A 24207-nucleotide genomic window follows, 5' to 3' on the forward strand; every position below is an offset into this window, starting at 1 on the left:
CTTTATTTGCGCAAAGCGCCATTATAAAATCTCTCGTCTTTAGTCTGTAGGCTCGTAGAGCCGTTCTTTCGTCTAGTACCTAGCCTCGTAGATGCGGTCACTCGCGGTAAAGAACATTCGCTCCAGGTCCGGCCAAGAAAGATAGCCCCACACGACCGCCACTCGCCCACCGGCCAAGCGGCTCGCGATTCCGTTAGAGCCCTCGCCCGCTTCAAAATAGACACAGTCATTCGCCGGAAAAATGCCGACCGGCCGCACATGCCTTAAGCCCGCCGCCCATGTTTCAAACGCTTCGGATTCCACCTGATCCCAGCTGCGAGCCACGTTCCAGCGCAGATTGCCGTCACGGTAGCTTTGCACCAGCACAGGAAAGCTCGACTTGACGCCCAGGAAAAACTTTGTCTGGATAGAAGCTCGTCCCTGCTCGCGAAAATCAAACGGCAGACTCAGGAACGCCTGCGGAAAACCACCATGATAGCCGGGGAACCTGCGCACGAAATTTTCGAGGTCGGCACGCTCATAACGACGGTAACTATCGTGTCGAAAAATAAAGATACGCTTGTCGGCACGGAAACTCTGTTCCAGGAAATTTCCCCTCAGAATCGGGACGCTCCCCTGGAAATGTCCGCTGTTCATGTAGTAGTCAAGAGCGTAGACATCACTTTCGAATTCAAGCACCGAGACATCGAGCGTGTCGCCCAGCATCACGGCGTATCTATAGTCGTAACGACTTTTCAAGGAAGGAATATCAGCTTTTTTTGAAGAGTCTACCGCAAAAGAGGCAGGCTTCAAAAACTTGTACGCAATCGACGAATAATCAACGGGAACTTCTTCTTTTTCCTGACAGCCCGCAAAAAGCGCGACACAAGCCGCAATTGCAAGCCACATGAATCGAGAAGAAAAACGCATAGTGAAAAATTTAGTAAAAGCTTTCGGCTAGTTACCAGTTAATAGTTAATAGTTACTAGAGAATCCCGATAAAAAAACTAGTAACTCCAAACTGAGAACTAGTAACTATTCCGCGTAGCTGCAGTATTCTCTTAGCGGACATTTGCGGCAATGGTCGGTAAAGTGTCGACAAATAAAGCCGTCGGCTCCGTCTTCCAGATAGAACTGAAGGCTGTGCGCGGCCACATAGGCAGTCAGCGCATCGACCTTTGACTTTTTCACCTCGGCATTTTCGGACTGTTCCATCAAATGCTGCACAAGCGCCACATACATATCGGTCGCGAGTTTCTGCTTTTGCGCGGGTTCGAGGTCCGCAAAGCCGTCGCTTGCAGGCCCAAGAATCGAGAGATAACGGCGAACGCCCATCGTTAAGGGCAGAAGCGGCATTTTAGGAGAAGGCGCACTGTCCAGCGAAAGCCCCACCGGGGCGGGTGCAAGCAATCGGTAAATGGCAGCACAGACTTTGGGGCGCGGGTTTCCCTTGCCCATAAAGTAAATTTCACCCAGATCACGCCAGATTTCTTCGGGAGTACGGGATCTGAGCCAGCCCGCCAAATCCATGTGTCGGCGCACGAACAGCCCTACACTCCAGAAAATTCCCGCCACGTTTTCAAACATCGACCAGGTACGGCAACCAAAAGCCGATTCCACGCAAGCTTCAATTTCCTGCGCCTTCGGCACCGGCAACGTCCAAAGTTTTTCACCGGGAAACTTTTCGTTGAGCGCCTGCAAGAGCGCTACAAATTCCGGGTAGCTTACATCTTGAAAAAGTACCGTCCCTAAAAGCGTCCACGCAATTCGCGCCTCGACCGTTTTTTCGCGAGCAGCCACCGCAAGCACCGGATCTTCCATACGGGCAAACAGCCGTACGAATTCCGCCGTCGCCTTGAACACTGCGGGTTCGTCGTGAATAAAACGCTTGACCGAGACCATCGGCTTAAAGAGCCTCGCCCACCTTCACGGCTGTTCCCACGCGGCTCTGGAAAAGCCCCGGATTCCTTTCGCGGATTTTCTTGTCGACCACGAGAATCACGGTGCTGCCCATTTCAAAACGGCCAAGTTCACCGCCCTTTTCCACGCGAATTTCCTGCGAAGGTTTCCAGTCGTAACGCTTGCAATCCCTGGGGAGCTTTCCCGCATTCACCAGGAGTTCATCCGTGTAGGCAACGCCAATGCGGCCCACGTTCGTGGCACCAACCTTGACCACCAGCATTTCGGAACCGTCATCTAGGCGGATGTGACTCGTGAGGCGTTCGTTGATGCAGAACAGGCCCTCCACACGTTCCACGCTGCCGACATTCACCGGCCAAAGAGTTCCCGGACAATAGCTCGCACCGACAACCTCTCCCGCAACCGGGCTATGGATGCGGTGGTAGTTGAAAGGAGCAAGGTAAATCGTTGCAAAGGCTCCCCCTTCAAAGCGGGCAGCCATTTCTTCGTCGCGGAGCAAATCCTTGAGGGTATAGGTCTTCCCCTTCGCCTGAATCAATTCCTGACTCACGTCAAAAGTCGCCGTCTGCGAAAGTACGCCATCGACCGGAGAAACAATTTCGGAATCGGCAACCGGACGCATTCCCGGCTTGAGCCTGCGGATAAAAAGTTCGCCAATGTTTGCATAATGTTCGAGCGGATATTCCGACTCATCCATATTCAACTTGTAGTAAGCGGCAAACTTGTTGCGGGCCACCTTCGAAAGCACCGGTATGCGAAGACGCGTAAACGCACCGAAGGCGCGGCTCACCGCATTCTTCGGCAACAATTTCATAAAGACATAAAAAGCAGTATTCATATTAAAAAAGATAGAAATTAAAATCATACAGAAATAGCCGCGATTTCTCGCGGCTATTCCTTTTTGCTAACCACCAAACTTGTTTTACTTACCGCACTGGTCGTAAGAGCCGAACTTATCTACGACAAATTCGCCATCCACGGGGAACTGGAGCTGGATTGTCGTCACTTTTCCAAGGACATCTTCAATCTTTTCTTTGGAATCTTCATTGACATTCCTGAAAGCGTCCCAAGCGACTTTGCCCCACGTCATGTCGTCTGAATAATCCACCTCGGCATACCAGTATTTGTTTGCGGAGAAGTCCGTGACAAGTGCGATTCTAATAAAGTTATACGTGCTATAATGAATGCAGAAGCCACCCCACGCGCTGATGTCAGCCGGTTCAAGTTTCGAACTGACGGTATTAAAGCCTATCGTCGGCATGCTGTCCAAGGCATAGAGGTGGTCCTGGGATTTCACGTAAGCCGTAAACTTGTGGTACTTGCTTACCATGGTCGGAATGATATTTTCATCTTCGTCGTCGGCTTCGACATCGTCGGGGAATCCAAAGCGATACGTATCCGTGTATTCAGGAGAATTTGTCCAGACTCCGCCAGCCGTTGCTCCGGAAATGCCGAGATCCACGCGGTCACCGTCAACAGAACCATCCCACAAGAAGCTCTTTCCCGATTTATATTTAGAAGATTGCGTCGGCTTCACATCCTTATAGTCGCCAGTTTCCTTAACCGAAAGATCTTCCGGAACCAAGGCGCTAATACGTCTGATTGCAACAGCCGTTTTATCCCAATTTCCCTTCGTAAATTTCACGCGAATCTTTGCCAAATGCTTCAGGATGTCATCAGATGCACCTAGGACATTGTCGAAAACGATGCAGTTCTTTTCCATATCGATATTCTTCGGGAAAGTCATTGTCTTGATATTCTTCCCAAGGGTACCCTTCGACGAATCCCCAGGAACAAGTTCCATGACGAGATCCGATCCGGATCCATATTCTAGGCACATGCCTTTCCACAAATTAGACACGTCTGCCGTATAAATGAAGTCTTTGCCTTTTTTAGTGGTCTTCCCCGCAATAAGGAATTCAAAACCGACATCCGGATTGGAACTTTCACTCTTGAAGACTACATTTCCATAAATGCCTTCGTTATATTCGACCAGTTCAGCTAAATCCGTATAATCATCATAAGATTCGTTCCACTCGAAATAGGCCTTGGAAGAATCTCCAAAGAATTCCAGCTTGCCAGAAGTTCCTTTATCGCCTTTAGCAAAACCGGTCTCTATGATGGAAGAACCGTCCTTGCCGATCCACAAATCAGAGCGAACGTAAGGAGTCAGCCCCTGAATGCTGAATTCACCCGATGCCCCCGACTTACCCACAAAGACCAGCTGCACGGAGCGCACCTTCTTGACGACATCGGAACCATTTGCACCGTCCGATTTTTTCGTCTTGAAATCCTTCCAGGAAGCGCAACGGCTTTCGTCCCCGCCCTCCTTCATATTCAGGCTGACATGGGGCAAATCCTTATCCACAGAAGAACTTGCATAGTCTTCCGTATCAAGGCGGACTTCCACTTCAAAATCGGATTGGTAAGCAATACACAAGCCGTCATTTCCCTGAGAAAGGTCCGTCGGAGAACCGTCCGCGTCGGAAACATCAAAAGCGATACCGGCACGGGCCAGGTCTTTAGAACTAGACTTTTTCAAAGCAACACGACCGAGCAAAGCACGCTTGGAATTTTCCAACTGAATGTCAGAACCATCCATGACCTTCCATGCAGCCAGATTAGACGATTCGTCCCAGAAAGCATTCTTTTCTTCGGTAGTACCGTAATTATGTGACGTTGCGGAATTTTCCGAACAGGCCATCAATGCAAAGGCTCCTAACACCCCACAGCAAATAGCCTTCGTTTTCATTAATTTAATCATATTAGACCTCTTTATTCTTGTTAGTAATTTTTGATAACGGAAACATCTGCAAGTTCAATCGATAAACTTGATTCGGTTCCTTACACATGTTAGCGATTGCCACAATCTTTCTGCGACAGGAATCCAATTCCCGCACAATTTGTTCATAGGTTTCGCGGTCGATTCCCATGGTCACACCGGAAACATTACGTTCGCTTGGATCAAACTCGTCAATGGCCTTTTGTGCAAAGCCCGCCATTTCACGATGCATAGAGCGCACCACCAGGGGCATCACATCCGAATTGCCGACCAACGCCTTGTCCGTCTGTACATAGACATTCTTGGACTTGCGCTGCAAAATGCCGACACTTACCATAAAGTCAAGGGATTTGCGAACTTCGTCTGCGGTAATCGGCTGCCAGCACATTTCGGCAACCGCCTCAGGAGTGGCCCCCGGCATCATGGCAACCAGTTCGCGCAAGACCGGATTTTTCCAGGATTCAAAATACGTGAAGGCGTCGGCATCAACCACTCGAATCCTGTTCGCTTTCGCGATATCCTTCATGCTAGCGAAGGCATTCTTTTTTGCCTCGTCATCCTTCGCCTGGTTATACCGCACCAGGTGACGGAAATAAGCATATTCGAAGCCGCCCAGGTTCATGGCCGAGGCGACCCTTTCAATCCCTAGTTCACTGAGGCTGCTTTTGCCTTCACATACCAACTTCAAGTATGTCGGTGAAGTGAAGCCTGCCAGCCGGGCAAACTCTCGCCACGTAAACGAGCAAGTCCTCTTACGCTCATCGTAAAAGTCTTGCATGCAGCAGCGATAATCACGATATTCCGTTATTGATTTCATAAGAACTCCTAACCTTTCTTACGTTGTACCCCTAATGTAGCAAATCTTGTATCATCAGGCAAGTATTATATGATACAAAATAAAAAAATTTCATTTTTTTTATAGCGACGAACCACCAACACAAGAACGATGTGAAGAATTGACATTTTTCAAGAAATAAGATACTTTTCATTCACATAATTCTTACATTTACCTCAACGTCGAAGCATAACACGTGAAAAAATTATACACATTCTGTTGGATTTTATTTTCTCTGCTTAGCGCTTGCAGCAATAGTGAGTTATATACAACAGAAGATTTTTCGACCGAAGTAAACACTTCCATTCAGGATTTCCTAGATAACATAATAGTCCCTACTGAAAAAGAAAACTCCCCCTCCGGAGCCGCAACAGACTCCGCCCGCGTCCCAAACGACTCTATTAACGCCATAATCGCGCAAGCCGCTTCCCGAGCACTCATTCCTGCTGCAGGCTTCAAAAAAGCATTTACGTTATCTCCCCCCTCGACACAAGGCATCGTCCAATGTACTTTTGACGGTTCCGAACCAGATTCAACCACAAAGGCATTTTTAGAGGACCGACTGATAGACACAACAACCGTAGTCCGTTGCTACGAATTCATAGGCGGAATACTTGCAAAAAAACAAACCGAGACCTACTTTGTCAACGAAAAAATCAACATGCCCGTCGTATCTATCAGCGTGGATCCGTATTATGTAAAAGAATACCTGGATGCTGAGCCCTGCAAGCCTTACCCTTGCTATAGCGCTAAATTTTGGGAAGATGTCGAATATCCAACACATGTAGAATACTTTCCAAAAGGGAGTTCTTCAAAGAAAAAAGCCTTTGAAGTAGATGCAGGGCTATCCATTACCGGGAATTTCAGCAGGGACTTTCCCAAAAAATCCGTTTCCGTAAGAATGCGAAAGCAATATCAGTCCGGTAAAATACATTATCCCATATTTGAAGTCCGGCCTGAAAAAAATACTTTCAAATCTTTCACCTTGCGCAACAACGGGAATCGTTTCGCATCCGATTACATTGAAGACGCCATGGCAACCAGTCTTCTCGAAGGGACTACCGTCGATTACCAACGATCTAAACACGTTGTCGTATTCTATAATGGCGAATTTCGAGGCATTTACGACCTGCGGGAAAAGCTAAACGAGCATTTCATAGAAACAAACTACGGTATAGACAACAACTCCGTAGACCTGATCAAACTTTTGCACGAAGAAATAGAGACGAAAAACGGCTCCGCAGACGGTTACAGAAGCACCTTAGAATTTATCGACAAGTCGAATTTCAAAGACGACAATACCGCCTACGACCTAGTTTCCCAAATGATAAACATTACGAACTATATGGAATACATGGCCGCACAAATCTTTTACGCCAACGACGACTGGCCACAAGCCAACGTACGCGCATGGAAAAGCGGAAATTCCCCATGGAAATTCATAGCCTTCGATATAGACCAAGGGCTCGACTGGATGCCCAGACTCGATGGATTTACGGAAAACACAAATATGATCAAATGGATCCTTGGTGGAGGAAGAACCAACAAGCCTTGCGCCGGCGGAAAAAACAGCAAGTGCTTTACCAACATATTCATCAAGCTTATTCAAAACCCGAGTTTCAAGCAGAGCTTCATAAACAGGGCTTCTTACCTGTATTCAACGTTTATTAACGGTGAAAGAGTCGCGCAACAAATAGACCATATAACTAAATCGATTGACCCGGAACAAATAAAAAGAGACCAACAACTATACAAAAGAAGCAAGCATAAAAATGCCTGCGGAACATACTTTGAAACAGACGGCAGCTGCTTGAAAAAATGGTCTTACAACCGCGACAAAACTGTTAGAAACGATTTTAAAGAAGCATTTGGCCTAAACGATGACGTTCCCATTACCATAAAGGTAAAAGGAAACGGAACTTTAAGACTAGATGGTTTCGACATCAAACAAAGCCCTGAATACAACTGGAACGTTTTTGAGCATCATCCCATGAAATTGAGCGTAGAATGCCCTAATGGCTCCACATTCATCACTTGGGAAGACGGTTCAACTGATCCTAATCGGGTGATAGACCCTACCCGGAATTCAATATACACTGCAGAATGCCAATAGGCATTTTTCTCCGGTCCACCACGCCCAGATTTGTTTACCATTTTTTGCCCAAAACAAGCAGATTGCTATAACGAGCATTTTTTACTGCACATTTGCACATCAATCATTTGTTTTTTACTATATTGTATCTGGAGCGATTTTGACACTCAACTGTCAAAAAAATTGTTTATCTTTGTACCGACTAAATTTTTAACGAGAGTTTCTAATTACTATGGCAGCAGCAAAGTATACCGAAGACAGCATTAGAACACTGGAATGGAACGAACATATCCGCGAACGTCCGGGTATGTACATCGGCAAGCTCGGCGACGGCAACAGCCCCGACGACGGCATTTACGTGCTGGTGAAGGAAATTATCGACAACTCCATCGACGAATTCGTGATGGGCGCAGGCAAGCAAATTATCATCGACATCGAAGACCACTGCGCCCGCGTACGCGACTTTGGCCGCGGCATTCCGCTGGGCAAGGTCATTGACTGCGTATCGAAGATCAACACCGGCGGTAAGTACGACTCCGAAGCCTTCCAAAAGTCGGTCGGCTTGAACGGTGTGGGTACCAAGGCGGTGAACGCCCTTTCGACCAAGTTTATCGTGAAGAGTTTCCGCGACGGCCGCGTCAAAGAAGCCGAATTCAGCAAGGGCAAGCTTGTCCGCGAGGAACGCGAAAAGAGCACGACCGAAAAGAACGGTACCGAAATCTATTTCGAACCGGATGCCAGCATCTTCAAGAATTTCCGTTTCTTGCCGGGCTACATGGAAGAAAAGGTCTGGAACTACGCCTACCTGAACAACGGCCTTTCGCTCATCATGAACGGCAAGACCTACAACAGCCCGAACGGGCTCCTGGACCTGTTGCAGAACCACGTGGACGATTCGATCCGCTACCCGGTGGCCCACTTTAAGGCAAACGATATCGAAGTCGCCTTTACGCACGGCAACCAGTACGGCGAACACTACTACAGCTTTGTGAACGGCCAGCACACCACGCAGGGCGGTACGCACCAGCAGGCTTTTCGCGAAGGCATTGTGAAGGGAGCCCGCGACCACTTCAAGAAGGACCTGGATCCGGCCGACGTGCGCAACTGCATTATCGGCGCCATCTCCGTGCGCATTCAGGAACCAGTTTTCGAATCGCAGACCAAGACCAAGCTCGGCTCGACGACGGTCGCTCCGGGTGGTGCCCAGCTGCGTACCTGGATTGTGGACTACGTCGCCTCGCAGCTCGACAACTACCTGCACAAGAATCCGGAAACCGAAAAGGCCCTTTTAAACCGCATTACGCAGAACGAACGCGAGCGCAAGGAAATCGCGGGCATCAAGAAGCTCGCGAATGACCGCGCGAAAAAGGCGAACCTACACAACCGCAAGCTCCGCGACTGCAAGATTCACCTGACCGACGCGAAGAATGCGCTCAACCGCGAAACCATGATCTTCATTACCGAAGGTGACTCTGCATCGGGTTCTATCACCAAGGCCCGCAACGTGCAGACGCAGGCCGTGTTCAGCTTGCGCGGTAAGCCGCTCAACAGCTTCGGCATGACGAAGAAGGTTGTGTACGAAAACGAGGAATTCAACCTGTTGCAGCATGCTCTCGATATCGAAAACGGTCTCGAGAACCTCCGCTACGACAAGGTGATTATCGCGACAGATGCTGATGTGGACGGCATGCACATTCGTCTGCTCCTGATGACCTTCTTCTTGCAGTTCTTCCCCGAACTCGTAGAACAGAAGCACCTGTTCATTCTGCAGACGCCGCTTTTCCGTGTGCGCAACAAGCAGGTGACCAAGTACTGTTACGACGAAGTGGAACGCGACAGGGCTGCCAAGGAAATCGGCAAGACCGGCCTCGAAATCACTCGATTCAAAGGTCTCGGCGAAATTTCTCCGGAAGAATTCGGCCAGTTCATCGGCGAAGACATGCGCCTAGAAACGGTGGTGCTCCCGCCCGATGCCTCTTTCGGCAAGATGCTCGCCTACTACATGGGCAACAACACTCCCCAGCGTCAGGACCACATCGTGCAGAACCTCCGCGCCGAAGCCGTGGAAGAGCTGTAAGAGGAACGACCTTACGGCCTAGAGGTATGAGGTCGCTACGCTCTGAGCCATGAAGCGCTTCGCTCTAAGGCAAACCTGTCATTTCTACTTAAACAAAAAAGCAGCTTTTCAAAGCTGCTTTTCTCATACCTCAAAGGGGCGTAGCCCCGAGCTCATTGCTCAGCCCTATCAAACCACTTTAAATGCCTGCGTGCGGGGCACGGCCTTGATGTTCTTGGTCTTGCCCTTGCCGCCACCCGGCAAAATCATGAGCACCTTTTCCATGCGGGTGCCGTCCATTTTTAAGACACGGAAGGTGTAACCCTTGATGGTGACTTCGGCGCCAGGAGAAGGAATAATGCCGAGCGTTGCCTGAATCAGGCCCGAAAGCGTTTCCACGTGGGAATTTTCGGGAGCTTCAAGTTCCACGCCGAGCTTGTATTCCAAATCGGAAAGCGTCATGATCGGGTCGAGAATGAAGCGGCCGTCCTTAAGGCGCTGCACGTCTTCATCTTCGTCCACGTCATCTTCGTCCTTGATTTCACCCACGATTTCTTCGAGGATGTCTTCGAGCGTGACAAGGCCTGCGGTTCCGCCATATTCATCGACCACGATAGCGAGCTGGTTACCCGTCTTGCGCAGTTCGGTGAGCATGTCGTCAATCTTCTTGTGATACGGCACGAAAACCGGCGGCATCACGAGTTTCATGATGTCAAACGGTTCGTCGCGATGTTCGGTGTACCATTCCAAGAAGTCGCGGTTCGAAAGGATACCGACGATGTTATCAACCGTTTCCTTGTACACCGGCAAACGGGAATGGCGTTCGGTATTCAGCACCTTCACCAGTTCTTCGAGCGGAGTGCCGACCTCGACCGCGCACATGTCCACGCGGGGCGTCATAATTTCACGCACCGGGGTTTCCACGAAGTCGAAAATGTTCAAAATCATCTGGCGTTCTTCTTGTTCCAGGCCTTCGGCATCAGGGTCCGCCTCGTCGTTCATGTCGGCCTGCGCCTGCACGGCGTCGCGGCGTTCTTCGGGCAAGAAGCTGAGCTTGGAATCGTAGCCCAGGCCCTTCAGAATCTTGACGAACAACACGTGGCAAATCTTTGCCGGGAGTGCAAACGGCAAACGGATAAGCTTGAACAAGGGAATCAGCACGACCGCAAACGTATCGGGCTTCAAATTTGCCAACAGGTTTGCAAGGAAAACGGTAATCGTGTAAATGCCGATGCAGGCCACCACCAGGTAGGCAGCAAATGCCAGGAACCAGTATTCCTGCACCCAGCTCCACGGAATCATCTGGAACAGGTAAAAGCCCAAAACGCCCGCACCTACGTTACAGAAGATGCGGCCAATCGAAATCGTTTCGTTAAAGCCCGGCAGTTCCACCAGGGAGGCGACCACTTCTTCGCGGCCTTCGCGGTCACGGGCGTCACGCTTGGCGTAAATGGCACTAAAGGCTGCCTTGATCAGCGAAAACGAGAACGATGTCAGGACAAATACGACAAGGAACGCAATCGCCCAACTTTCGGGAGTTTCCATGACAGAAGGTTCCATCAGGCACCTTCCTTGTACGGGTCAAGTCCCAGGAATTCGCATTCACGCTTGCGCATCACCTTGCGGTCAGCGGCCTTGATATGGTCGTAGCCCGAAAGGTGCAAGAGCCCGTGTACAATCACGCGCTTCATTTCGGCGTAGAACGTATTGCCGTATTCGGGAGCCTGGCGGCGCACCTGCTCGCGGGCGATGTAGATTTCGCCGAGCATAGCCTCGTCTTCGGGAATTTCGACACCGAGCTCATTTTTCCATTCGAACGAAAGAACGTCGGTCACCTTGTCGAGCCCGCGGTAGTCGCGGTTCATGGTGCGCACGAACTCGTCGGTGCAGAGCACGATATTCACGTCTTTTTCCTTGCCTTCTTCGGCAAGGAGCTTGCGAGCCATCTTTTCGAACTTGTCCTTATACGGAAAAGCCTCGATGTCCCCCTCGCAAAGGAACTCGATATTATACTTCTTTTTTCGACTAGCAGGGTCTGGCATTAAATGTTATACCATTTCTTGAGGACATCTATGATAGCTTCGGCCTGGGCCTTGCCCGTAATCTTGAACTTGCCCTGGGGCTTGAAATTGCCCGCCATCTTGCGGTAGCGGCGCAGCGAAACCTTGGGTTCGGTAAATTCACCGGACTTCGGGTCGCGTTCCTGGTAAAAGAACATCACGGTCGGCCATGCACCCTTCGAAAGGATCTCCTTGCCGATTTCCTTGACAACTTCTTCGCCAGAATCTTCATCGCTATAGGCAACGGTCAGTTCTTCAACTTCCATATTCAGTCCTGTAGTTATAGTGTTCAAAACTTCTTTCATTTTACTGCGAAAGAAGTCATTTTATTATTACCTTAAATAGTTTGTTCTATTCAAGTATGTAAGAAAAATACATATATTTGGTATAGTTTGCATTCGTTCAAAGAGGCAATATGTCATTTTACCGCTTTTTTAAGCTTATCGCTATCGCCACAGCCCTAATGGTCGGGGTATCCTCCGCAGCAAAGAATGCGTTTGGAAACATCACCTATGTCGCAGGCGGCAATCAAGCTGAACACAAAAAGAAGAACAAGGACTGGAAACAGGCCAAGTTCAAGGACAAAGTCTACCAGCACGACGACCTGAGAACCGGTGACGAAGCCCAGATCAAGATTCAGCTTCCCGACGGTAGCGCCATCACCATTAACGAGCGCACCTTGGTGTCCATGGCAGAGCTGATGAACGAAAACGGCATCAACCAGACCCTGGTCGACATCAAGAACGGTAAGGTGAACTTCGACGCCCAGAAGCAAGCGAACGGGAGCAATTTCAAGTTTAAGACGGGAACGGCGACCGCAGCCATCCGCGGAACAGCCGGTGTCGTCGGCAAGTCCTCTAAATCCAAGATGATCGTCTCCCTCCACAACGGTGAAGTCAAGTTCACGGACGAAGTAACGAACAAATCCGCCATGGTCAAGGGAGGACAAACCGCTTTCCTGTACAAGGATTCCATCGTAACGCTAGACCTCCCCTCTTCGGGCGACCCCGCGGTATACAACATCATTGACACCCTCTTGAACGACACCACCAAGTCTATCGACGAAGTCATAGATGCGATCAAGAACTCGGAAAAGCAATACCGCGATTATATGGACGAACTGCGTCAAAGCATCCAGTGTTCCATTGCGCCTCTTCCAGACACCGTCTACGAAGCCACACAGACCGTGAAGGCGACCTGCACCGTCGGAACCCTGGTGGGAATTTACGAAGCCCCGATCCGCTCCGAAGGTGAAGTTCTTGAACTCACCGTGAACTGGGCTCCGAGCCTGGTCGGACAAAAGAAAATTCCGCTCACCTGCTACATTGACGGCACTCACGGATTCCCATGCGGACAAGTGAACACCTACTATGCCGGTTCTGCAGGCAAGAGCCACTCCAAACCGGAACCCCTGACCATCACGTCCGGTTCGACCATGGAAGTCTGTAATTCCTCGAACATCACCATCGAAGGTACGTTCGATTCCACCGATACGCAAGCGACCCTTTACATCCAGCTCGGCAACTACAAGTCCGATGAGCTCGTTCACGTTAGCGTAGGCGGACATTTCTCGCACACAATTCAGGTTTCCGACAAGCAGGGCAACTGGAACGCCACTAAGGCATTCGTATACTACAAGTCCAAAAAGAACGGCGACCAGAAGAAAGAGATTGACCTGGTCATTAACAAGAGCTGCAAGGCGATCAACCTGATTTTCCCGCTTATCGAAGTTTCCAAGAACGAATGTCAAGCCAACATTTCCGTCAACAACATCGACGGTGACAACGCCATCTTCAGCTATTTCGTCGACGAACAGCCCCAAAAAGAACGTTACGTCGAAAGCAAGACCTCCTTCCCCATAAAGCTGAAAAAGGGCGTGCACAATTACAGGTTCGTTATCGAAGACCTGGCCGGAAACAGCAAGGAAATCCAAAAGGAATACGCCTGTTTCTCTAACCTCAAGAACCCAAGAATTAAACTTTCAAAGGGACGAAAGGAACGTCTTCGCGTACCTCCCCCGCCAAGCGGCATCAGCAACATTATCTACAGGCAACTGAGCTTTACGGTGAAGGGGCTTCCCCCAGGAAACGACCCCCGCTACATCAAGGAAGTGAAGATCGTCCAGGACGAAAAAGAAATTGCGAACTTGAAAACAACCGACCTGCAATCGAATACGATTACACAAGAAATTCAGTTGTCTCGCGGTAAGACCTCGACTATAGATATCACGGTCACCTTGATGAGCAACCAGATTCTTCACGCCACTAAGACCTACGAGGTCCATTAATGAAGCGCCAAATTCTCTTTTCAATAGCACTAGCGTCGAGCCTTGTTTACGCCCAAAACGCCAACTCAAATGCTGAGGAAAGCCAACCGTCATCCGAAGTTCAGGAAGAAAGCGGCGTTGCAGACACAACCGCCCATGCAGATTCCGCAAAGGCTCCCGAACAAGACAGCCTCCAGCAGGCTCTTGTCGTTGTTCCTCCGCCCCCGCAGGAAACACTTGCCGAAGGAACACCCCTCAAGGGAACCTTGCACGGTTTTCTGAAGGCAGACCAGTCCCCCTACCTTATTACAGAAGACATCTCTGTTGCCGAGGACATGGTGCTAGTCGTTGAACCGGGAGTTGTTCTGCAGTTCGCTCCGGGAACAGGATTATACGTCAAGGGACAGTTCGTTGTCGCGGGTACACGAGGTAACGAGGTCGTTTTCCAATCGGCACTGGGCATGCCCAAGAGCGGAGACTGGAAGGGCATCTTTATTACCGGTGACCAGACATCCGAAATCCGTAACGCCGTTATCAAGGATGCGGCAACAGGCGTTGTCGTAGAAAACGGCGCCCTGAAAATTCATGCGTCCAAAATCGAAAAGACCTCTAGCCGCGGCGTGTACGCGAGGAACTCGAAACTAACCATTAGCGAGACCCAGTTCAACAAGAACGACGGTGCCGCCGTCCACGTAGACAGCTACAGCGAAGCAAACATCAGCGGCGTTCATTTCGACGGCAACAACGTTGCCCTCTACAACGGCAAGCTCGCAATTACGCAAGTGGAATCGTCCCGTTTCGAAAACAACTCCTACGGCATTCTTGACATGGCGAACAGCTACCTCGCCTTTGACAACAGCCAGGTCAGCAAGAACAAGGTCGGTGCAAGCATCGACGACGTTCTTGAAAAGGAAGTTCTCGAAAGCATTGCAGGGAACGAAACCGACTATTCAAAGGACTTTAACGACGTTTCGCAGATGCTCCCCCGCGAACCCGAAATTCCGGGTGTAGAAAGCCGTCCGATCGGTGCAAACGACAAGGTCGGTGACCTACTCGCCCAGAAGAAGGCGTCCGAAGAAGAAGCCGATTCTACGCAAAAGGGTTGGTCCATTTACGGAAACGTGATGTTCGACAGCTACTACCATCGTGTCATCACAAGCAAGAATGACACCGACGAAGACGTCGAAGTCAACGGAAGCGTCATTAAGCCCGGCGAAAAGTTCAACAACATTTTCCAGACTCCCGGATTCGGCACCGAAGCAAACATCTACTTGCTGATGCAGTCGTTCGACGGAAAGACGATTGAATTCAGTACAAACTATACAGGCGATTCCTGGGATCACTTCTCGCCGAACCAGGTCACGCTCAGCTACACGGATAACTACAGCCACCTGATCTTGGGCGATTTCAACAAGGCCGGTGGAAACATCTACATGGAAGGCCTCCCCGTTTTCGGTGTCGGTTACACGCTTTCGCTCTTGAAGAACAACGCGAACCAGCCGCTTGTCGAACTGGACGGTTTCTTTGGCGAAAACCGCAAGCCCTACCTGAAGGGTGACAGACACCCCGAAATCTACAAGGACTACATTGAAGACGGTGAAACCCGCGCCCAGAGGCTTACCTACGGAGGCTCTTTCAAGTGGGCGCCGCTTCGCCGCTTTGACGCCAAGTTCGGCTTTATCTATGCCAACGACGAAATCGAAGATCCGCTGTTCCGCGACGGAAGCACCCATTCCAGCTTGACCAGCGAACCGATGCAGAAATCCCTGACGGCATACGCCGATGGAAACTGGCTGTTCTACCCCGGCGACATCGAACTCAATGGACAGATTGCCGTTGGACACGCCGACACGGCTGACGTCTACAGGGAACGCGCCATCAACAAGGTCTTTACGGACGCCGGGCTCAACACGTCCTCGATGAGCAAGCTTCGCCAGCTGATGGCAAACGAATCCAGAATCAACGCGCTTTCGTCCAAAGAACTTGAAGAAATCTTTGGCGACAACACGACGCTTAGCCGAAGCGCAATGCGCGATTCCTTGCGTACGCTTATTCGTGAAGCAAAGTCGCTCAAGAACGACTACGAAGATGAACGCGACGAAGACCGCGTATTTGGACTCAACTGGGGAAGCCAGGACATCGCCCTGGGCGGTTCTCTCTACTGGAACATCTACAAGACGACTCTTTCGGGACACGTCAAGTACGTCGGAGCGAACTACTACAGTGCAGGCTCCCCTGACCAGCTTTCCAACACTCGTGAATTCGGCGGCAACATCGAACAGATTGTCACGGATTTCTGGACACTCAATTTCGGCTACCAGATTAACGTCGAAAATGCCGCAAAAGAAGAAAAGACAAACATCCTCGGTTTGAGCGAAGGTACCGAATGGGGACTCTTCGGTGGCGACGATACCCAGTGGTTCGACGATCACGAACGCGACGAATACCGTACCAAGTACATCCAGAACTGGAAACTGCAAAACGAATTCAAGCTCAACAAGGCTGTAAGCATCGACGTCGGATACAACCTGGAATACCGGACCCAGTACCGTCCGTACCAGCTCCACGGCAATTATATCCTGGAAGACGGAATTTACAAGGACGGCTGGTTTGAAGCCCGTAAGGGAAATCCGACCACCGAAATCGTGAGCAATGGAGACACAACGTTTGTAGATTCGGCCCGCTGGACAGAGTACCTCGCCCTTTCCTCGGAAGACAACCTCGCCTCCAAATTCCAGGAAAGGATTTACAGGAATTCCTGGTCGGCAGGGATTTCCGTGCAGGCCTATCGTTCCATTTTCAGACTCGGTGGCCGCTGGACAATCCGAACCGACGATTCCAAGTTCTACAAGGACAGCCTGATTAGCGATATGGACCTGTCGAACGAAACGATTGCCAAGCTGGGTTACTACTTTGGCGGAGCAGACTTTTTCGAACATTCCTATCCGCTTTCTATCACCACAAACTTGGGAACTATCCAGAACAGCCTTGCCGTAACGCCCCGTTTCAAGAGCTACGAACGTGACGACATGACCGAAAGCGAAATCACCGTAGACGAAGATTTCGAAATCGCGTTTATGAAGAGATTCCTTACGGTAGGCCTTTCGGGCGAGTTCCGCTACATGGTTACTTCCTGGGAAGAAGAAGGCGGAAGTTTCGACGAAAAGGAAACGGACATTCTGGGAACACTCAACCTGACCGTAAACCACACCAAGCGCCTGAGCAGCGAATGGTACGGCGGTACGGCCCTTTATTTCCGCCCGGACAACCTGAGCGACGAATATAAGGATATTTTCGGCGGCATCCGAGTCAACTACGCTTTCTAAAGCGGCTTCGCCGCAGTTCCAAGTTCCTAGTTCGAAGTTACTAGGAACTTTTTATATTGAACAAAAGGCGTTCGGTACATTTTGTCTAGTAACTAGTATCTAGTAACTAGTAACTACTTTTCCAATTTCTACATTTGTGGCGATGTTCACCTACCGCTACAGAGAACTTTCCGTCGCCCTTCACAAAAAGGGTGAATACCGCTCTGCGCTCGCCCGCGAACTCCGGCTGCATCCCGAAGAAATTTTCAACTTGCAGGTGGAGCGTTTTTCGCTGGACAGCCGCCGAAAGGGAGACCCGAAGTGGTCTTACAACGTGATTTTTGACCTAAAGCGTGAAGTACGCGCCACGGGGAATCACGCCAAGGGACTTGTGGCGGCAACGCGTGACAAGGAAAGTTTAGAGACCGACCCGCAGAAAAACAGCATCGCGATGCCGGGACATGTCGATGTGATTGGCGCAGGTCCGAGTGGACTTTGGGCAGCATTGCATCTGCTACGGAAAGGCTTTGCGGTTGACTTGTACGAACAGGGAAAATGCGTCGAGGAACGCTTTCGAGATATTCGACGGTTCTTTGTCGACAGGAATTTTAACGCCTACAGCAACGTACTTTTTGGCGAAGGAGGTGCGGGTGCCTTTAGCGATGGAAAGCTGAATACCCGCACCCGGAACCTGTTCACGGAACAGGTTCTACACGACATGGTGGACTTCGGAGTCGACGAATCTGTCGTGACCTTCGCCAAGCCGCATATCGGCACGGACCGCCTCGTTTTACTGCTACGGAAACTACGCGAAGAAATTACACGCCTCGGCGGCAAGATTCATTTTAGCACCACCCTTGAAGACATTGAGATTAAAGATGGACGCATCGTAGCAATTCAGCTGAAAGAGATCCCCGCCTTCGCGGGGAAGACATCAGGCGGGAATGCCGCGATTCCTCACTGGAAACCCTGCGAAGCCTTGGTGCTCGCCGTCGGGCATTCTGCCCGGAGCATTTACGAAATGCTCCACGCCCGTGGCGCAGCACTCGAAAGTAAGGCTTTTGCCATGGGCGTGCGCGTCGAGCACCCGCAGCAGCTCATCAACATGCGTCAGCTGGGCCTGAATGTAGATACCAAGCTCACGGGTTCCGCCGAATATTTTCTCGCCACCCCGACACTGAACAAGACAAGCAGCGCCTACAGTTTCTGCATGTGCCCGGGTGGCGTTCTGGTGCCCTGCGCCTCGGAACCTGGGACCCTTGCCACCAACGGTATGAGCTACAGCCGCCGCAATGGCCCCTTCGCCAACGGTGCCATCGCCGTGCCCATTGCCGCAAGCGACAAACTCTTTGGCGGTCTTGAGTGCCAACGCAAAATTGAAAGCGACGCCTACGCGGTCGGCGGCAAGAGCTACGCCGCCCCAGCACAAAGCATCAAGGCGTTCCTCGCCCACAAAGAAGACAAATCTCTCCCGAAATCCACCTACCCCTGCGGACTCGTACAGAGCAATCTGTGGGACTGGATGGACAAGACCATTTGCAAGAGCCTCGCCGAAGGATTCCAGAATTTCGACAAGAAGATTCCCGGATTCATCGAAGAAGGCCTGATTGTCGCCCCCGAAACCCGCACCAGCAGCCCGCTGCGCATGAGCCGCAACAACGAAACGCTTGAATGCGTGAATACCAAGGGCCTGTTCGTGCTCGGCGAAGGAGCCGGATATTCCGGCGGAATCGTCACCAGCGCCGCCGACGGCGTGCGACTCGCCCACTACGCGAAAAAGGATAAATTGGTATGAGCAATGAGCTCGCTCATAAATTCGCTTTGAGGTCACTCCGCTTAAAGCCAATGCACCTAAAACCTCAAAGGCACGTAGTGCCGACCCCTTACCCCACACCTCAGGTTAGCCTATGATTACTCGAGTCATTGACCGCAATTTTGCCAACATGCGCCTCGACCGTTTTTTACGCAAGGCGTTCCCCGACGAATCGCTGTCGGTCTTTTTCGCCGTCATCCGCAAGAAGAAAGTCCGCGTGAACGGCGTGGTGGGAAAAGCGAACCAAATGCTGCAGGAAGGCGACACCGTCTGCATTTACGAGAATTTCAAGAGCGTCAGCGAAGACGAGAGAACGCTCGCAAGCTCGCTACAGACGAGAGACGAAAACACAGCGTGTCATCCTGAGCAAGCGAAGCACGTCGAAGGATCTAACGCCGGTTTCGCCAAAGCCAAGTCTACCTGGGGCAAAACAGACGAGAGACGAAAGACGAGAGACGAAAGGAACGCTTCTTGGGGGGCAAAGGAACTCGACATCGTCATTCAGACCGAAGACTACGTGGTCGTAAACAAGCCCTCGGGACTTGCAAGCCAACCGGGCTCCGGCACACGCCCCGGCGAAAGCCTCGTGGAATACCTGTGGGAATGGGGCCGCCGCGAGGGGCTCGACTTCAAGCCCACTATCGCCCACCGCCTCGACCAGGAAACCTCGGGCATGATCATTGCCGCCCTCCACGGCGATACGCTCCGCGACTTTACGCGCATGATCCGCGAACACGAAGTCGACAAGTTCTATTACGCGCTCGTCAAAGGGAACCTCAAGAAAGACAAGGGAACCATCGACGAGACGCTCACCCGCACCGATGCAGCCAAGGGCTCCAAGATGAAGGTTGGCGAAACCGGAAAGGATGCCCAGAAGGCCATCACGCATTACCGCGTCAAGCAGCACTACGAAGGCTACGACCTGGTAAAAATCAAGCTCGAAACAGGCCGCATGCACCAAATCCGCGCCCACTTCGCAAGCATCGGGCACCCGCTCCTGGGTGACACCCGCTACGGCGATTTCGCGCTCAACCGCGAAGTCAAAAAGCAGCTCGGACTCCACCGGCTTTTCTTGCACAGCTGCCGCCTGGAATTTGTGTGGCACGGCGACAAAATCGTACTCGATTGCCCGCTCCCTAAGGAACTGCAAAGCGTCGTAGATCAGTTAAAGCCTATCCGCCACGAGTACCGGTAAAAAGACTCCATTTCTCTTTACTTTGTCATGCCCGCATGGTTCGGCCCTTCGGCAGGCTCAGGGACCTTATCACCACCTTGCGGGCATTTTCCATTTCTACTGAATCGAACTATTTATTTCCCTGCTCGACTTGCTTGATGTCCTTTTGCGAGGCTTTCGTCAGGGAATATGTATCAAAAGCGGCCTCTCGCGGAAGTTGCAATTCGATGGATGTTATCTTCTCCATCCGGACCTCCCCCTTTTCTAGCGAAAGGTCAAAGACGTGTCCGCCAAAGCGTTTATCATCGGACACAAAGTGGAAATGCCACCCGGCCGCGTTGATACCTTCCATATAGTCGGGATAGTATAGACAAACTAGCGAACCCGCGATATGATCGAATTCAAACGACTTCTGCCGTTCAAACAGAATCTCCTTCAGTTCTATGTGATGCGCCTTGACGCCACTTTCGGAGCGAGCATTCACTTTCTTGAAGAATCCATCTATCCGCACCATGTGCATACTATTGAGACCGAAGTGTTCTTCGATTTTCACATTCAGCAAAGCCTTGAGGCTATCGATATTCCCGACGGCACCAACCGCAAACGATTCCTGATTCTTTAGGAATACGACCGAAGCAAAGGGAACCCCCAGGTCAGCAGGAGTTTCGCTTACAGATCCATCATCGGCGGCGCGGTAGCAATGACCATCCACGACAATCATTTCGCCGTCGCAGTTTTCAAACGTTCCAAGCCCTGTATCTCCGTTCTGCAACAAGTCACTGACTCTAACCACCGTTCGCGTATACCCTAGCGCAAGGGCGTTCAACGTGGACACCTGGTACATTTTTTCTACAGAATTCAAATTGCAAGCTGACATCAAGGTTTTATCCTCGTTTTATCGTTTTCAAGACCTCTTCCCGCAAAAAGATAATAAAAATGTAATAATTAGCGCAGATATTTTTTATATTACCCAACAAGGGACAATCCCTAGGGGAAAATATGAAATTCTTATCGGCAGTTATTGTATTCCTATTTCTAATGGGCTGCAGCAGCGAAACAAGCAGTTCAAGCAATCAGTCAGATAACGAAAATCAATCGGATTTCGTCGAAGTCGAAGGAATGGTCCAACTAAAGAGCGGATCCGTTTCCATCGGTTCCAATGACAAAAGCTTCAAGGCAAACGAACGCCCCGCCATGGAAGTCATACTCGATTACGACTTCTACATGGGCATCCACGAGGTCACCTGTGGCGAATACGCCAGTGTAGCCAAAAAAGCCAAGCTCAAGACCTTCAAAAAATGCGAAAATGACAGTCTCCCCCTCACCGACATCACCTACTACGACGCCATCCTTTTTGCAAACGCCAAGAGCAAACAGGATAACCTAGATACAGCCTATACCTATAGCAAGCCCCTGTATGACGACGACGGGCACTGCACGGAAATGGAAGGTTTTGCATTTCACCCTGATGCGAACGCATTTCGGCTTCCCACCGAGGCGGAATGGGTCTATGCGGCAAGCCTTGCCTGGGACGTAAAGAAAAGCTGGAATAGCGACAATTCCGATTACAAGCTTCATCCGGTCTGTAGCATATGGACAGACTCCACCGGATTCTGTGACATGGCCGGAAACGCGATGGAATGGGTGAATGACTGGATGGGAACATTCCGCGACACAACCGTCACCAACTATGTGGGGGCTCCCGATGGCGGTGACCTGGGAGAAAGAATCGTAAAAGGGGGCCGTTATTCCTCTACCCCAAAAGAGCTCAACCCATACAGTAGAGGGGATGTCTATACGGTCACATCAGCCACAAGAGCCGATTACGTTGGCTTTAGACTCGCGTTCGGAAAAATTCCGAACCCACTCTGGATGGGTGACGACGGTAAATCACAATCAAGCGTCATTACCCCACTAGCCCAAAGCGAGACACTCAAAAAGCTAACAGGCACATACAACGTAAAACTTTCCTTCCGCAACGATATTTCCGGAAATATCGCCTATATCGACTACCTGAACGGAACGGTTTCTGTCAAGGAAATTACAAAAAATGTCAGCGCGTACCATCCAGAAATTTCTCCCGACGGAAACTGGATTGCCTATTGCACCGGATTCGAAGGCGTCTCGGGCAAAACAACAATTTACGTTCAAAACTTTGATACCGAGAATCACATCAAGGTAAAGCTCAAAACAGAAAGTGCCGCAATCCCCCGCTGGAACGTCCTTGAAAACGGCGACACCGTCATTGTCTACGTAAACGACGCCGGGAACAACAAGGAAAACGCAACGTTCAAAGGAACCTCAACCTGGCAGGTCAAATTCAAGAATGGAAAATTCGGAAAGCCACAGAAACTTTTCGACGGAGCATACCATGGAGGCATCAGCGAAGACCGCACCCTGGCTGTTTCGGGCACAAGGATTCTGCGGGCCCGTGTTGCGAAAAAAGGCTCAACCATAACCGACAAAGCAAGCGACATTGTTTGGTACGATTCAGCCCAAGCCTGCAACGTATCGCTTTCCCAAGATGGAACCAAGCGCACCGCATTCCTCGACTTCGGTGGAAAACCGGGCAAGAAATTTGTCGGCGAAAGCTACGCCACTCACGAAAGAGTCTTGATTGCAGACAGCACCGGGAAACTAGTTCAATCGCTCAAGGCCCCCACGGGTTATACATTCGACCATACGGAATGGGCAACCAACGGTGAAAAATCCATTATCGTAGCAACGCTCAGCAACACAAACGGCGCACATACCAAAGTAGTCCTCATCAACCCGACAGACAGCTCCATTACCGAAATCGTCGAGGGCGAAGAGGTTTGGCATCCGAACCTATGGGTAAAAAGAAATCATATAAAGTACAGTTCGAGTAGTGCCATCAGCAGCAGCTCTGCTATCCGCATCAGCTCGAGTAACTCCAGTAGCAGCACGGTTATTATTGAAAGCAGCTCGTCGTCATACGATTCAAATATTTCGAGCAGCATTGTCGTTCAAGAAAAATCCTCCAATTCTAATTACAGCTTTGAACTTGACCCAGACAGTGCCGGAGCCTACTACCGATCTTCGGGGCCCAATAGAGACGCAGACCAATGGCGTTATAAAATGGAATTCCTTTGGCAATATAAGGATACGGCTAATTTGGTTGTACTGGGATCGTCTCGTGCCTACCACGGCATAAATCCAATGCTGTTCAGCACACCCGTTTTCGCTATCAACCTAGGGGTATCCAGAAATGCAATCGCGGGAACCCATTACCTTTTCAACCATTACGTGTTACCCCATGTAAGGAATCTAAAATATGTCGTATTGACCGTAGATAATGATTTATGGAATGACACCGAATCCTTTTTTACATCAGATTACAAATCATACCCCGGTTACGTTTACGATGCCAATCACAATTTTTGGATAGATCATTTTCCGGAACAACTCGTAGAATACACCTACGAATCATTAGGAAACAGCATCAAAGGGCAAATGCTTAGAAAAATGCGTGGTTATTATGACGTAACGTCCTGCTCTTGGGGAAAACCAGCTGTAGAACAAGACAGTAATTGGTTGCAAAAGCGATATAAATATTACTACGAAAACTTTGAAATGCTAAAGGATCTGGCAAAAACGTGCTTTGAACATAACATCATCCTTATCGGAATAATCACTCCACGTAGTCCACAATACAAGGAAACAGGATCTTTTGGTTACCATGGACTGTTGCGTAGCGAAGCCCCTGCCCTCATTCAGGAAATTGCAGACATTGGCAAGACGTATCCCAACTTTATCCTGATGGACGAAAATAAAATGGGCAACCACGACTATACAGAAGACATGGCGTTCGACTTCGATCATCTTAATAGAAATGGTGCGGCACAACTAACGGCACGAATAGACGCTCTATTGAAAACTTTAGAATAAACTTTTATATATTACC

16 protein-coding genes are annotated in these 24207 nt (G+C 50.2%); 7 read left to right on the top strand and 9 right to left on the bottom strand.

Translation table 11 applies throughout. The annotated features are described in order from the left end of the window. Positions 1-72: 72 nt before the first annotated feature. The 5 genes from Q0W37_RS03110 to Q0W37_RS03130 form a co-directional block, all read right to left on the bottom strand. Positions 73-909 (bottom strand): hypothetical protein, encoded by an 837-nt coding sequence (locus Q0W37_RS03110; RefSeq protein WP_297698672.1) that lies wholly within the window; start codon positions 907-909, stop codon positions 73-75. A 105-nt stretch (positions 910-1014) separates the two neighbouring features. Then, positions 1015-1881, bottom strand: coding sequence for a hypothetical protein (locus tag Q0W37_RS03115; protein ID WP_297698674.1), 867 nt, complete (start codon positions 1879-1881; stop codon positions 1015-1017). A gap of 4 nt (positions 1882-1885) precedes the next feature. Further along, positions 1886-2737 (bottom strand): archaetidylserine decarboxylase, encoded by an 852-nt coding sequence (asd, locus tag Q0W37_RS03120; RefSeq protein ID WP_297698675.1) that lies wholly within the window; start codon positions 2735-2737, stop codon positions 1886-1888. Between the two features lie 84 nt (positions 2738-2821). After that, positions 2822-4663, bottom strand: a complete 1842-nt coding sequence (locus Q0W37_RS03125) for a hypothetical protein (protein ID WP_297698677.1) — start codon at positions 4661-4663, stop codon at positions 2822-2824. A 1-nt stretch (position 4664) separates the two neighbouring features. Continuing rightward, positions 4665-5498: a TIGR02147 family protein gene (locus Q0W37_RS03130; protein ID WP_297698679.1), complete on the bottom strand. Its 834-nt coding sequence runs from the start codon at positions 5496-5498 to the stop codon at positions 4665-4667. A gap of 214 nt (positions 5499-5712) precedes the next feature. Here Q0W37_RS03130 and Q0W37_RS03135 point away from each other — a divergent pair, with 214 nt between their 5' ends. Beyond that, positions 5713-7629, top strand: a complete 1917-nt coding sequence (locus tag Q0W37_RS03135; protein ID WP_297698682.1) for a CotH kinase family protein — start codon at positions 5713-5715, stop codon at positions 7627-7629. Between the two features lie 211 nt (positions 7630-7840). Beyond that, positions 7841-9685, top strand: coding sequence for a DNA topoisomerase IV subunit B (locus tag Q0W37_RS03140; protein ID WP_297698684.1), 1845 nt, complete (start codon positions 7841-7843; stop codon positions 9683-9685). Positions 9686-9853: 168 nt separating this feature from the next. Here Q0W37_RS03140 and Q0W37_RS03145 read toward each other — a convergent pair whose 3' ends face one another. Genes Q0W37_RS03145 through Q0W37_RS03155 form a run of 3 tightly spaced genes read right to left on the bottom strand, consistent with a single transcriptional unit; the run spans position 9854 to position 11990 of the window. Beyond that, complete coding sequence (locus Q0W37_RS03145) at positions 9854-11224, bottom strand: hemolysin family protein (RefSeq protein ID WP_297698686.1); 1371 nt, start codon at positions 11222-11224, stop codon at positions 9854-9856. Next, complete coding sequence (gene ybeY, locus Q0W37_RS03150; protein WP_083564456.1) at positions 11224-11706, bottom strand: rRNA maturation RNase YbeY; 483 nt, start codon at positions 11704-11706, stop codon at positions 11224-11226. The genes Q0W37_RS03145 and ybeY overlap by 1 nt, the downstream gene beginning before the upstream one ends. Next, entirely contained in the window at positions 11706-11990 is a 285-nt protein-coding gene (locus Q0W37_RS03155; protein WP_297698688.1) for a hypothetical protein, read from the bottom strand. Before Q0W37_RS03155 ends, ybeY begins: the two co-directional genes overlap by 1 nt. Positions 11991-12139: 149 nt before the next feature. Here Q0W37_RS03155 and Q0W37_RS03160 point away from each other — a divergent pair, with 149 nt between their 5' ends. The 4 genes from Q0W37_RS03160 (at position 12140) to Q0W37_RS03175 (ending at position 20303) form a co-directional block, all read left to right on the top strand. After that, complete coding sequence (locus tag Q0W37_RS03160) at positions 12140-14011, top strand: FecR family protein (protein ID WP_297698690.1); 1872 nt, start codon at positions 12140-12142, stop codon at positions 14009-14011. Beyond that, the gene (locus Q0W37_RS03165; protein ID WP_297698692.1) at positions 14011-17316 is read left to right on the top strand and encodes a right-handed parallel beta-helix repeat-containing protein; all 3306 of its coding nucleotides are present in this window, start codon (positions 14011-14013) and stop codon (positions 17314-17316) included. Before Q0W37_RS03160 ends, Q0W37_RS03165 begins: the two co-directional genes overlap by 1 nt. Positions 17317-17458: 142 nt before the next feature. Beyond that, positions 17459-19090, top strand: a complete 1632-nt coding sequence (locus Q0W37_RS03170) for an NAD(P)/FAD-dependent oxidoreductase (RefSeq protein ID WP_297698694.1) — start codon at positions 17459-17461, stop codon at positions 19088-19090. Between the two features lie 112 nt (positions 19091-19202). After that, positions 19203-20303 (top strand): RluA family pseudouridine synthase, encoded by a 1101-nt coding sequence (locus Q0W37_RS03175; protein WP_297698696.1) that lies wholly within the window; start codon positions 19203-19205, stop codon positions 20301-20303. Positions 20304-20412: 109 nt separating this feature from the next. Here the strand turns inward: Q0W37_RS03175 and budA are convergent, their stop codons facing one another. After that, positions 20413-21159, bottom strand: a complete 747-nt coding sequence (budA, locus tag Q0W37_RS03180) for an acetolactate decarboxylase (RefSeq protein WP_297698698.1) — start codon at positions 21157-21159, stop codon at positions 20413-20415. Positions 21160-21281: 122 nt separating this feature from the next. On the opposite strand from budA, the gene Q0W37_RS03185 reads away from it, so the two are divergent. Further along, entirely contained in the window at positions 21282-24191 is a 2910-nt protein-coding gene (locus Q0W37_RS03185; RefSeq protein WP_297698700.1) for a TIGR02171 family protein, read from the top strand. Positions 24192-24207: the final 16 nt, after the last annotated feature.

It is taken from the genome of uncultured Fibrobacter sp., assembly GCF_947166265.1.
In the GTDB taxonomy this organism is placed as follows: Bacteria; Fibrobacterota; Fibrobacteria; order Fibrobacterales; family Fibrobacteraceae; genus Fibrobacter.

Bases quoted from the DNA above. Each gene is read 5' to 3' on its own strand.
- Q0W37_RS03110 (WP_297698672.1), bottom strand. From the start codon at position 909: ATGCGTTTTTCTTCTCGATTCATGTGGCTTGCAATTGCGGCTTGTGTC.
- Q0W37_RS03115 (WP_297698674.1), bottom strand. From the start codon at position 1,881: ATGGTCTCGGTCAAGCGTTTTATTCACGACGAACCCGCAGTGTTCAAG.
- asd (WP_297698675.1), bottom strand. From the start codon at position 2,737: ATGAATACTGCTTTTTATGTCTTTATGAAATTGTTGCCGAAGAATGCG.
- Q0W37_RS03125 (WP_297698677.1), bottom strand. From the start codon at position 4,663: ATGATTAAATTAATGAAAACGAAGGCTATTTGCTGTGGGGTGTTAGGA.
- Q0W37_RS03130 (WP_297698679.1), bottom strand. From the start codon at position 5,498: ATGAAATCAATAACGGAATATCGTGATTATCGCTGCTGCATGCAAGAC.
- Q0W37_RS03140 (WP_297698684.1), top strand. From the start codon at position 7,841: ATGGCAGCAGCAAAGTATACCGAAGACAGCATTAGAACACTGGAATGG.
- Q0W37_RS03145 (WP_297698686.1), bottom strand. From the start codon at position 11,224: ATGGAACCTTCTGTCATGGAAACTCCCGAAAGTTGGGCGATTGCGTTC.
- ybeY (WP_083564456.1), bottom strand. From the start codon at position 11,706: ATGCCAGACCCTGCTAGTCGAAAAAAGAAGTATAATATCGAGTTCCTT.
- Q0W37_RS03155 (WP_297698688.1), bottom strand. From the start codon at position 11,990: ATGGAAGTTGAAGAACTGACCGTTGCCTATAGCGATGAAGATTCTGGC.
- Q0W37_RS03160 (WP_297698690.1), top strand. From the start codon at position 12,140: ATGTCATTTTACCGCTTTTTTAAGCTTATCGCTATCGCCACAGCCCTA.
- Q0W37_RS03165 (WP_297698692.1), top strand. From the start codon at position 14,011: ATGAAGCGCCAAATTCTCTTTTCAATAGCACTAGCGTCGAGCCTTGTT.
- Q0W37_RS03170 (WP_297698694.1), top strand. From the start codon at position 17,459: ATGTTCACCTACCGCTACAGAGAACTTTCCGTCGCCCTTCACAAAAAG.
- Q0W37_RS03175 (WP_297698696.1), top strand. From the start codon at position 19,203: ATGATTACTCGAGTCATTGACCGCAATTTTGCCAACATGCGCCTCGAC.
- budA (WP_297698698.1), bottom strand. From the start codon at position 21,159: ATGTCAGCTTGCAATTTGAATTCTGTAGAAAAAATGTACCAGGTGTCC.
- Q0W37_RS03185 (WP_297698700.1), top strand. From the start codon at position 21,282: ATGAAATTCTTATCGGCAGTTATTGTATTCCTATTTCTAATGGGCTGC.